This is a genomic window from Thiosulfatihalobacter marinus (assembly GCF_016019955.1).
Lineage (GTDB): Bacteria > Pseudomonadota > Alphaproteobacteria > Rhodobacterales > Rhodobacteraceae > Shimia > Shimia marinus_A.
Genome location: NZ_JAECRZ010000022.1, coordinates 21,172 through 32,891, shown reverse-complemented (window position 1 = coordinate 32,891; position 11,720 = coordinate 21,172). Strand labels below are relative to the sequence as shown.

Annotated in this window: 10 protein-coding genes and 1 tRNA gene; all 11 read right to left on the bottom strand. The window is 60.9% G+C overall.

The window, feature by feature from the left end:
* Positions 1-218: 218 nt before the first annotated feature.
* The 11 genes from I3253_RS19145 to acuI all read right to left on the bottom strand — a co-directional run bounded on the left by I3253_RS19145 (position 219) and on the right by acuI (position 11,671).
* Positions 219-308 (bottom strand) — tRNA-Ser (locus I3253_RS19145).
* A 71-nt stretch (positions 309-379) separates the two neighbouring features.
* Entirely contained in the window at positions 380-1,099 is a 720-nt protein-coding gene (locus I3253_RS19140) for an alanyl-tRNA editing protein (RefSeq protein ID WP_197919423.1), read from the bottom strand.
* Positions 1,096-3,519 carry a DUF3772 domain-containing protein gene (locus I3253_RS19135; RefSeq protein WP_197919422.1) on the bottom strand — a complete coding sequence of 808 codons (2,424 nt, stop codon included), beginning with the start codon at positions 3,517-3,519 and terminating at the stop codon, positions 1,096-1,098. The genes I3253_RS19140 and I3253_RS19135 overlap by 4 nt, the downstream gene beginning before the upstream one ends.
* A gap of 7 nt (positions 3,520-3,526) precedes the next feature.
* Positions 3,527-4,564, bottom strand: coding sequence for a cysteine synthase A (locus I3253_RS19130; protein ID WP_197919421.1), 1,038 nt, complete (start codon positions 4,562-4,564; stop codon positions 3,527-3,529).
* A 55-nt stretch (positions 4,565-4,619) separates the two neighbouring features.
* Positions 4,620-5,744 (bottom strand): NUDIX domain-containing protein, encoded by a 1,125-nt coding sequence (locus I3253_RS19125; protein WP_197919420.1) that lies wholly within the window; start codon positions 5,742-5,744, stop codon positions 4,620-4,622.
* 4 nt (positions 5,745-5,748) lie between these two features.
* Positions 5,749-6,189 (bottom strand): TrgA family protein, encoded by a 441-nt coding sequence (locus I3253_RS19120; protein WP_197919419.1) that lies wholly within the window; start codon positions 6,187-6,189, stop codon positions 5,749-5,751.
* Positions 6,189-7,397 (bottom strand): SAM-dependent methyltransferase, encoded by a 1,209-nt coding sequence (locus tag I3253_RS19115; protein ID WP_197919418.1) that lies wholly within the window; start codon positions 7,395-7,397, stop codon positions 6,189-6,191. Before I3253_RS19115 ends, I3253_RS19120 begins: the two co-directional genes overlap by 1 nt.
* A gap of 66 nt (positions 7,398-7,463) precedes the next feature.
* Positions 7,464-8,882 carry a cryptochrome/photolyase family protein gene (locus I3253_RS19110; protein WP_197919417.1) on the bottom strand — a complete coding sequence of 473 codons (1,419 nt, stop codon included), beginning with the start codon at positions 8,880-8,882 and terminating at the stop codon, positions 7,464-7,466.
* A gap of 45 nt (positions 8,883-8,927) precedes the next feature.
* A complete protein-coding gene (locus I3253_RS19105) occupies positions 8,928-10,148 on the bottom strand; it encodes an aminotransferase class V-fold PLP-dependent enzyme (protein ID WP_197919416.1) in 1,221 nt (406 codons plus the stop codon).
* Between the two features lie 33 nt (positions 10,149-10,181).
* The gene (locus I3253_RS19100) at positions 10,182-10,601 is read right to left on the bottom strand and encodes an HIT family protein (RefSeq protein WP_197919415.1); all 420 of its coding nucleotides are present in this window, start codon (positions 10,599-10,601) and stop codon (positions 10,182-10,184) included.
* 77 nt (positions 10,602-10,678) lie between these two features.
* Entirely contained in the window at positions 10,679-11,671 is a 993-nt protein-coding gene (gene acuI / locus I3253_RS19095) for an acryloyl-CoA reductase (RefSeq protein WP_197919414.1), read from the bottom strand.
* Between the last annotated feature and the right edge of the window lie 49 nt (positions 11,672-11,720).

The window sequence follows — 11,720 nt, the reverse complement described above, 5'->3', positions numbered from 1 at the left end:
CGTTTCGCCATCTCGTATCCCTCCAAAAAGTTCGGGATACACCTTAGCTAACTGTCCGGATTTCCGGGACCACTTCAGTTCAGAGAAAAGCTCGCCGAGAGAACGGATTTTGTGCCGATTGCTGGCACGTTGGTGTTCAGCCGGTTCTGCAAACCCCTTTGAAAACGCGGAAAAATCCGGCCGCAGCCGGATCGAGAGAACGCTTTCGCAGGGGCAAGTGGCGGAGCGACAGGGATTCGAACCCTGGAGACGGTCTCCCGCCTACACACTTTCCAGGCGTGCGCCTTCGACCACTCGGCCACCGCTCCGTTCGGCGTTCTTTATCGTCAATTCGCGCATGGGTGCAAGCCGGAAATCATTGTTCCGACAAATCTGCGGATCAGTCTTCCAGATGCAGGTTTACACGCCTGTTCTGGCGGCCCTTTTTCTCGATTTTTCCGATCCGTACCCCGCCGATTTCAGCGGTTCGCGCAACGTGGGTACCGCCGCAGGGCTGCAAATCGACCTGTGCCGCACCTGCCCCGATGCGCACCAAACGGACCTGACCCGCGCCCATCGGCGGTTTTACGGACATCGTCTTGATCAGACCCGGATTTGCGGCCAGTTCGGCTTCGCTGATCCATGTCTCCGTGACTTCCAGGTCCCGCTCGATCAGGTCGTTGAGGCACTGCGTCAGCGCCTCTTTATCCGCTGGCGCCTCGGGCATGTCGAAGTCCAACCGTCCCTTCTCGGCTGTGATCGCGCCGCCCGTGACAGGCAGTGGTATGACCACCGACAACAAGTGCAGGGCCGTATGAATGCGCATGTGCCGGTAGCGGCGCTCCCAGTTCAGGCGCTGCACCACTTCGGTTCCGACGGGCGGCAATCGTGTTGTCTGCGCAGGCACCAGAACGCATCCGGCGTCCATGTCCTTGACTGTCGTCGCGACATCCAGCGTTCCGTTGGCCCATGTCACCCAACCGCTGTCGCCCGGTTGCCCGCCGCCGGTCGGATAGAACAGGGTTTGATCCAGAACAACGCCCCCTTCCGCGGTATGTCCCACCACCCGCGCATCCGCTTCCTGCTGATAGGCATCCTGCCGGTAAAGCAACCCGCTCATCGGTCGTCTCCATCCCCGTCGGTGTCTCCCGGCAGATCAGCCGCATCCGAGGGTACGGTGTTCCCTGTTGCCGCACCTGGCCCCGATGCGGGCCCCGTTGCCGCAGGCCGCCCCTGCCACCCAAGCGCCTCCGGGTTGCGCAGCCAGACATCGCGCTGGGCAAAGGGGATCTCGATCTCTTCCTCCACGAACCGCCGGGCAATCTCGTGGTTGATGTCCGACTTTACCGAAAGTACCCAGTTCACATCGCGCAAAATCGCGCGAATCTCAAAATCCAGCGAATCCGCGCCAAACCCCTGGAACACGACATTCGGTGCCGGGTTGGCCAACACCATCGGATGCGCTTCGGCGATTTCACGCAGAATCGCCTCGACGCGGCGGGTGTCTGTACCATAGGCCACGCCAACAGGCACAATCACCCGCCCCACGGTATTGCCACGGGTGTAATTTGTGACCGTTCCCGAGATCAGATCCGAGTTCGGAATGATCACATCCGTGCGGTCAAAAGTCTCGATACGGGTTGAGCGCACGGAAATGTCGCGCACATAGCCCATCTGACCGCCGACCTCGATCCAGTCGCCCTCAGAGACCGGACGCTCGATCAGCAATATGATGCCACTGACGAAATTCGACACGATCGTCTGCAAGCCAAAACCGATGCCAACAGACAGCGCGCCCGCGAACAGCGCCACATTTCCAAGATCGATCCCTGCCGTGTTGATTGCCACCAGCGCCGCCAGGAATATCCCGACATATCCCAGCCCCGACACGATCGCCGTCTGCCCGCCCGGGTCGATCCGCGTCTTGGGCAGGATGCTGACGCGCATCATGCTTTGTACCAGCCGCGTCAGCCCATATCCCAGCAGGAACACCAGGAAGAACAACGCAATATCGCCAGGTGAGATCACCGTGTCGCCAATGCGCAGCCCGGTCGAAACGCGCGACCAGAACTCAGTCAGATCCGACACGCGCGCGCCCCAGGTGAGCGCAAATACCGGGAGCGCGCCAACAACCAGAACCGTTCCAACCAGAACGGGCGCCAGCAATGTATCCTCGTCCGCGCCGCCCTGTCCCGCCAATGCGGCGAATATCTTTGTGATCAGCCGCTGAAGCACCAACAGAAAAGCGATGATCAATACCGTCTTGGATGTTGCGAAAACCAGGTAGGCCGCGCCGCGTGTCAGGCCAAAGGCGCTGGCAAACGCACCCAGCACCGCCACGATCAGCATGAATTTCGAAATCACCAGAAACAACTGCCCGACAGGCGATTTCGGCCCGCCCTGCCCGTCTTTCAGTTCGCGGGCATGTCGCCCAATCAGCAATGCAATCCGGGCCAGCATCAATCCGGCCAGCAAGGTATTCACGAAAAACACCAGCGCCTGTGTTCCGACATCCCAATCGTCATAGCGCGCCAGGACAACCATCAGCGAATGCGCTGCCAAAGCAATGCCAAGGACAAGGCTGGCTTGCCGGCCGGCCTGTTTTTCGCGCTCGCTCAGATGGGTCAGCAACAGCGGGCCGTCGCTGCGCGAAAAGATGCGCTCCCCCAGCCATTTCGCAACCAGAAGTTCAAAGGTGATGCGCGGCAACACGGACAGCACCACATCGCCACGGAAACCGGGAAGGTCGGTCGCGTAAACGGCCTTGGTCAGGGCGAACACCCCCAGCATCGGCAACACGACCTGGCCAAAGGAAAACAGAAACGCCAGAACCCACCGCCCGGCACTCATTTCCTGGCTGACGATCCGGGTCAGGCCGCTATGAGTCCAGGAAATACCGCGGGTGATCAGAACGATGCCCAGAACAAGATAGAACAGCATCGGCGGCAGCGATTTGCGCAGTTCGTTGCGTTGGCGTTCATGCACCCAGCCGTTGACAAACTCCACCGCAATCAGCTTGAACGTGGACCCCACGTCGCTCAGCGCGGTCCCCCAGTTCTGCGGGTTCAACGGGGATGGTCCAACCGACAAAAGCAAGCTGGCCTGCCGGTTGCGCAGCAGGCTGTCGACCGACCGGATCAATTCTTCGGCCTCGACCAGGGCCAGTTCAGCCTTGCGCGCCGGTGCCCGCGCCGCGGCAAGCGCCTTTTGCAACTCATCGCGCTGTTCTGCCGTATCCGAGGCTTCCCCGCTGTCCGGCACAGGCCCCATGGCTTGAATCTGGGCCTCAAGCGTGCGCGCAGACACCCGGCGGCGCGAGGTTTCCTCGCTGAACCGCTCGCGCCAATCCACGAGCTGTCCACGAAGGCTGGCCATGGCCGCTTCCGAAGCACGGTTATTCTCGATCGCGTCCTGTGCGCGCTGCACAACCTCTTGCCAGGCGGCATAATCGGGGCCCGCAGTCTCCTGCGCGCTCAGGGGCGTTACAGCCAGAACGACCAGCGTGGCAAGAACTGTCAGAACGCGCAGGAATGATTGCATTTGCCCCTCACGTGTCTTCGAACACGCCCGGAATGCTGGACGGACCGGTATCGCCCAGCCATTCCGGCGCGGGCAACCCCTTTTCCTTCAGGAAAGCCGGGTTGAACAGTTTGGATTGATAGCGCGTGCCGTAGTCGCACAACACCGTCACGATCGTATGACCCGGCCCCATATCGCGCGCCATGCGGATGGCACCAGCCACGTTGATGCCGGACGATCCGCCCAGGCACAACCCCTCGTCCTGCAACAGGTCAAACACCACCGGAAGCGCCTCTTCGTCGGGAACCTGATAGCACATGTCCGGCGTGAACCCTTCCAGGTTCGCGGTCACGCGGCCTTGCCCGATCCCTTCCGTGATGGACCCGCCTTCGGCCCGGAATTCACCGGTGGTGTAGAAACTGAAAAGCGCGGCGCCCATCGGGTCGGCCAGACCGATCTTCACACCCTTGGGCTGAAGCGCCTCGGCCACCCCGGCCAGCGTCCCGCCCGAACCGATGGCGCAGATGAACCCGTCCACCTTGCCGTCGGTCTGTTGCCAGATTTCCGGCCCGGTGGTCTCGACATGCGCAAGCCGGTTCGCAACATTGTCGAATTGATTGGCCCAGATCGCGCCATTTGGCTCTGTTTTTGCAAGTTCAGCCGCCAATCTGCCAGAATATCGAACATAATTGTTCGGATTCTTATAAGGTGCCGCTGGCACCTGAACCAACTCCGCCCCCGCCAGGCGCAACATATCCTTCTTCTCCTGGCTCTGGGTTTCCGGGATCACGATCACGGTGCGAAAGCCCATCGAAGCCCCCACAAGTGCCAATCCGATACCAGTGTTGCCAGCCGTGCCTTCCACGATGGTTCCGCCCGGCTTCAGGTCCCCACGCGCCACCGCATCACGGATGATATACAGCGCCGCGCGGTCCTTGACCGACTGGCCCGGATTCATGAATTCCGCCTTGCCCAGGATCTCACAGCCCGTAGCTTCGCTGGCCTTGTTAAGGCGGATCAGGGGTGTGTTGCCGATCGCTTCGGCCAGATCACGAGCAAATTGCATATGCGCGTCCTTTCAAATGCTTCACCATCCTGTGTAGGCAACACATTCAGGGAACTCAAGCCGCGCCGCGCAGCCTGTCGCGATGCCGCGCAAGCCACAAAGCGGCCAAAGCAAGCGGCGCATTGGCGATCTGCATGGAATCGACCATCCCCATCAACGCATCATAGCTGTATAGAAAACTGCGGATATCCTCGGCCTCGTCGGAAATCCCGCCCACTCCGGTACACATATCGGGCAAGTCGGCAATGGCTACAAAAATGTGGAAATACTCAGAACTGCAACCGGGCGACGCATAGCACTGACCTGCCTTGTGCAAGGTTTTCAGGGAAAGCCCGGCTTCTTCCGCCGCCTCTCTGTGCGCCGTGGTTTCCGGCGTTTCACCACCGTCCACCCGCCCAGCGATCGGTTCCAGCATCCACGGTTTGTCATCGCCACGCGCGAATGGTCCCGGACGGAATTGCTCTATCAACAAAACCCGGTCACGCACCGGGTCATAGGGCAGCACAATGGCCGCATCCGTTGCCACGAACACCGCGCGTCTGACCATTGAACTGCGCGCGCCATCATATCGACGGAACTTCAGGTCATACTCTTCCAACGCAAAATACTGCGCGTAGGGACGTTCCAGCGATACCAACGCGACATCTTTCAACGTCATGCCCCCGGGGCTGACCGCGCGGTTGTCCAGTGTCGCATTCACCTTGGCCCGCGCCCTGGCCTGAATCATCGGCAGCATCCGGTCCACCTCCTCGCGCGACCGGACACCGAAATAGCTCATTTCCTCTTCCGCTCCGAATACGGACCATTCGCCATACGCAACCGCCCAATCGCTCAACGACCATGGACCATCCGGTTGCCACACACCCGGTTCCGGGAAGAACACCCGCGCCGCCTCGTACACATCACCGGCCAAGACTTCCACAAGTTCGAGGTCATAGTCATACCCCCCCTCGTAAAACCGCAGCCGCGCCACGTCTTCGTCATTCAATCCACGTACCAACAAACCCGGCGCGCCCTGCGCCCCCGGCACGATCATCGGAAACACCTCGCCCGCCACCGCGCACAGGTCATGACCGGGCAGTTGCGCCGTCACGAAATCCAGATCGCCCGCATCCCGGCCCAACACCGCACTCAGCAAGGGCACGTGCCGCAACGTGCCGTAAAAAAACAGTGAATTCATCAAGTTATCTCCAGCGCCGATAGGCCGCCTCGGTCAGGGCGCCGGACACGACCGCCCCAATGACCAGCACGCCGATCACCTTGGCATCCATCAGGTACAGGCTGAATTCCACCGCCAGTTCGACAATCTGCTGAATGGCTTCGATCGGCTCGTCATAACGACGCTTGAGCGCTCGCGCCAGCATTTCGTTGGCGCCGAACACCAGCAGACCGACAATCACCAGCGCCAATACTCCGGTAACACCATTGTTGATCGCCATCACCCCGCCCTTGCCAGCACGTGGTCCCATCACTTTCCAGCCAACGACCAGCCCCAGAGCGGCACTGACGAGAGTGAAATAGCCGAAATCATAACCCTCGGGCATTTGCGGCTTCACTAGCTCGGCCAGGATCGCGCCCAGAAAGGCAAGGCAAAGGGCGGCAACCAGGTTGTTGGCGGTGGGCATCAGTTGGGTCTGGATATCGTGATTTGAGTCACGTCACAGCTTCCACTTTGAAAGGCGGCAGCGCAAGAGGTGAGATAAAAATTCCACATTCTTCGAAAACGCTCGTCAAATCCATGCGCCTGAACCTCATCCCAACGGGCGTTAAATGTATCGTACCAGCGACGCAATGTCTGGCTGTAGCTTTCGCCGAACTCGACGGAATTGACGAAATTCATGCCTGCCCGCTGAATCTCACTTTTCAACGCGGTCGGGCTGGGCAGCATTCCCCCCGGGAAAATGTACTTCTGAATAAAGTCCACCCCCTTGCGGTAAACGTCAAATCGTGCGTCCTCGATCGTGATGATCTGCAATGTCGCCTGTTTTCCCGGCTTCAGCCGGTCGCGTACCGTCTGGAAATAGATCGGCCAGTATTTTTCGCCGACCGCCTCGAACATCTCGATGCTGGCGATTCCGTCATACTGTCCTGTTTCATCCCGATAGTCCTGCAACTTGAACTCTACCAATTCGGAAAGACCAGCTTTTTCAATGCGCTCAGAGGCATACTTCAACTGTTCTTCCGAAATGGTCAGCCCGGTCACACGCAACCCCCGCTCGCGCGCGGCATATTCGGCAAACCCGCCCCAGCCACAGCCGATTTCAAGCACGTGATCACCTGGTCTGGCCCCCATCTGATCCACCATCGAGGCATATTTCTCAATCTGAGCGGCCTCCATGCTCTCTTGCCCGGTCCGGAAAATGGCGGAGGAATAGGTCATCGTTTCATCCAGCCACAACGCGTAGAATTCGTTGCCCAGATCATAATGGTAGGAAATGTTCTTGCGGGCCTGCGTCTTGCTGTTCGAGTTCATCCAATGCCGCAGACGCTCGAAGGCACGGACGAAATACATGCCCGGAAATCCGTCATACAAGACATCGTTGTCCGAGCGTAGAAAATCGCTGAACGCCTGCAAATCGGGGCTGTCCCACCAGCCTTCCATATAGGCATCACAGAACCCCAATTCGCCTTCGCGCATCAGCCGGGCAAAAGTGTCCGCGTTATGGACGTGCAATGCGCATACCGGCCCCGCGTCACGCCCTTCGGCGCGGAACATGCGCCCATCCGGCATCACAAAATCGATGCGCCCCCGGTTGATCTTGGTTGCCAACTCGAACACGGCGGGAAAATACCTGGGCAAATCCTTGTGGCCCTGTGTTGTCGTCAGGAACATCCTCTGTCTCCCCTTTCGCGATTTTGACAGTCAGGCTAGGCGCGAAATAACGTTCACGGCAAGAATTTATTGCGATTTGAAGGACTCATAGGCCAAAAGCGCCGCTTCACGCCCCGCCTTAACCCCCATGATTGGTGCAGGATATCCCATTTCCGGCGACAATCCCCAGCCTTCAGGGATCGCATCGAAATAGCTCAGCGCCGTCTCGGTACGCGCCCCGAACGGCTCCGCCAGCCACTTTCGCCGATAGCTTTCCGCCGGGTCGAACTTCTCGGCCTGCGTGTCTGGATTGTAGATACGGAAATAGGGCGCCGCGTCCGGTCCGCACCCCGCCACCCATTGCCATCCCATGGCGTTGGATGCGGCATCCCAATCCACCAGGCAGGTTTCAAACCATTTCAACCCCAGTCGCCAATGCACCCGCAGATGCTTGGTCAGATAGCTTGCCGCAATCATGCGCGCACGATTGTGCATCTTGCCGGTCACGTACATTTCGCGCATTGCCGCGTCCACCAGCGGCACGCCCGTCCGCCCCTGACACCAGGCCCGGTAACGCGCATCCTCCGCATCCTCGATCCACGGAAACCCATTCCAGTCGTCCCGCCAGTTTTCCTCTGCGAGTCGCGGGAAATGCCACATCAGGTGCCAGGCAAATTCGCGCCACACCAATTCTTTCAGGAAATGCTCGGCGCCAGCCACGCCCGCCTGTATCGCTAAGTGCGCGGCGTGCCAGCACTGGCCGGCGCTGATCTCGCCCAGGCTCAACGCATCCGAAAGGCCAGACGTGGCCTCCCGGTCCAGGAAATCGCGTTGTGCCTTGTAATCTCCGATCCGCTCGGAAACAAAATGCCGCAACCGGGCTAGAGCCGCCGCTTCGCCGGCTTCGACATGGCCTGCGACCACCTCAGCCCCCCGGCGCATCGCTTTTCCAAGCGCCCAGTCGCCAATCACTTCGCTTTCCGGCCATTTGACTGGTGCAATCAGATCAGGTGCCTCGACAGGCGCCGGAACGTCGCGGTCCCGCACCGCCTTCCAGAAGGGCGTATACACCCGGTATGGTCCACCCTGCCCGGTCGCGACGGTCCAGGGCTCAAACAACAGCGTTCCGGCAAAGCTTCTTGCCTCGATACCGTCATGCCTTAGCGCCGCCTTAATCATGCGATCCGTGTCCGCGCCAACCGGATCATAGCGGCGGTTCCACATCACGGCGTTGGCGCCGGTTTCCTTGACCAGCGCCCGAAGCACATTCCCCGGCGCGCCACTGCGCAGGATCAGCCGCGAACCGGCCGCGCGCAATTCGCAAGACAGTGCGCGAAGGGCGATCTCCAGCCGCAGCTTTGGCGCGGCCCCCAACGCCTCGACGCCCGGCTCCCGAATAAACACGGGCACAACCGTTCCGTGCCCGGCCGCCGCGATCAAAGCCCGGTTATTCCCCAGACGCAAATCGCGCCTGAACCACAGGATGGTTTTGCCATTGAACCCCATGAAAGCCCTCGTTTTTCCTGTCTACGGGCGGTCCGGGCACATGGATCACAAAACGGCGTCCAACGCCTCCAGCAACTGGTCAATTTCCGCGCGGTTTGTGTAATGCACGAAACTCAGACGAAGCACACCCTTCATCATGTCCACACCCTGGGCTTGCAATGCGCGCACAGCGTAGAAATCACCGCCCCCCGCCATGACGCCATGATCCGCCAATTGCGCGGCCAGCGCCTCTCCCGGCGCATTGGCGGCAATCGCCACGGTGGGCGCACGCCGCGCCGCATCGTCCGGGCCGATCAGCCGGACCGAATTGCGCGCCTTGGCGAAATCCAGAACCGGTTGCAACAGCGTGGCTTCATGCTCTCGCATCAAATCATGCACCGCCGCGCCGGTGGCGGCGGGCGTTTCGCCCAGAACCCCGTGATGCGCGGCCACAGCCTCGACATAGTCCACCATACCGGCACAGGCCGCCACCTGCGCATGATCCGGACCGGCCGGGGTAAACCGCTGATACAACACATCCGCGTTGAAAAAGTGCCCCTGGTTCGGCAGCAACCGGCCCAGGTTACGCCGGATCGTCATGATCCCCTGATGCGGCCCATAGGTCTTGTAGGCCGAAAACAGATAGATATCCGCCCCCAGCGCCCCCACATCCGGCAAACCATGGGGCGCATAACTCACCCCGTCCACACAGACAAATGCGCCCGCCGCATGGGCCAGCGCCGCGATATGCGCCACCGGGTTGATCTCGCCCACCACGTTCGAACAATGGGGAAAACACACCAGCCGCACCCGGTCATCCAGCAGGTTGGCCAGGTCGTCCGGGTTCAGATGCCCGGTCTCCGGGTCGATCTTCCACTCGCGCAGCTCGATCCCTTCACCCGCCAGCCGCCGCCACGGGCCGGAATTGGCCTCGTGGTCCTGATCGGTCACGATGATCACATCACCCGGATCCATCCATTGCCGGAACGCCTGGGCCAACACATAGGTGTTCTGCGTGGTCGACGGACCAAAACTCACCTCGTCTGTCTCGACCCCCAGCATCGCCGCAAGCCGTGCCCGCGACTCGTCCATTTCAGCGCCAGCCAATGCACTGGCCCGATAGGGCGCATAGGGCTGCACCTTGCGCTGCCGATAAAACCGTGTCAGCCGGTCAATCACCTGTCGGCAGGCATAACTCCCCCCCGCATTCTCGAAAAATGCCTGCCCAGCCAGGGAAGGTTCCTGAAACGCCGGAAACTGGCCACGGACAAACTCGACATCCAACATCGCTTCCCCTCTTCGCGCCACTTTTGACGGGGCCTATCGCCCCAGCGCCGCCCTGATCCTGTCGGCATGATCTTTCAGGACCGCGAAATCCGCCATCTCTCCCGGCGGCCTCAGACGCACGCCGTCATGGCGCGGCAGGATATGAAAATGCAGATGAAACACCTCCTGCCCGCCAGCCGTCTCGTTGAACTGCTGCAACGTGATACCCTCCGCGTCAAAGGCTTTCATACAGGCCAGGCTGATTTTCTGCACCGTCGCCAGACAGGCCGCCAATTGCGCCTGCGAGGCGTCCAGCATGTTGCGGCAGGGCGTCTTCGGGATCACCAGGCAATGGCCGTCCGCCCGCGGCATGATGTCCATGAAAACAAAGGTTTCGTCATCTTCGTATAGCTTTTCGCAAGGAATCTCGCCCCGCAGAATTCCGGCAAAAATATTGTTGTCGTCATAGGCCATGCGCCCCGCCTCCCGGCTGTTGCCAAAAGAAAACGGCGGGCGCGTCACACACCCGCCGCCCTCGTTTTCTCGCGCCCTCAGGCGTTAACGTCAACCACAACCCGGCCCTGCACCTGGCCTTTCAGGATATCTGCCCCCAGTTGCGGCAGATCCGTCAGGGCCGCAGGCCGGATCATCGCCTCCAGCTTGTCCATCGGCAGATCGCTGGCAATCCGCTGCCAGGCGCGCAGGCGATTGTCATAGGGCTGCATGACCGAGTCGATTCCCAACAGGTTGACCCCACGCAGCAGGAACGGGATCACCGTCGCCGGCAGCCCCGCGCCCCCGGCCAGCCCCACGGCGGCAACTGACGCCCCATAGGCCATCTGCCCCAGAACACGCGCCAGCATCGCGCCGCCCACCGCATCCACACAGCCGGCCCAGGTCTCGGCCTCAAGCGGGCGCTTGACGGTCTCGTTCAGCTCTTCGCGCGCCACAATCCGCGTCGCGCCCAGCGATTTCAGGTAATCCGCGCTCTCGGGCCGCCCGGTCACTCCGGCCACCTCATAGCCGAGATTGGCCAGGATCGCCGTCGCCACCGATCCCACACCGCCAGCCGCGCCGGTGACAAGAACCGGCCCCCGCCCCGGATTCAGCCCATGATCCTCCAGCGCCATTACCGCCAGCATAGAGGTAAACCCGGCAGTGCCCACCGCCATGGCCTGTTTCGCACTCAGCCCCTCGGGCAGCGGCACCAGCCAGTCCGCCTTCACCCGTGCCTTCTGCGCATAGCCGCCCCAATGCATCTCGCCCACACGCCACCCGGTCAACACAACCTTGTCGCCGGGCTTGTACCGGTCATCGGTCGAGCTTTCGACCGTGCCGGCGAAATCGATCCCCGGCACATGCGGGTACTTGCGCACCAGCCCGCCCCCCTTGGGCGACAGGCAAAGCCCGTCCTTGTAATTGACGGTCGAATACTGAACCGCAACCGTCACATCACCCTCGGGCAACGCGTCCTCACCGATCTCCCTGATCGCGGCCGCCGCCAGCCCCTCTTCATTCTGCTCCATCACCAATGCGTTGAACATGTTCTCTCCATCTCGTTCAAAGCCACCCGGGCTTCATTTTGCCAAAAAT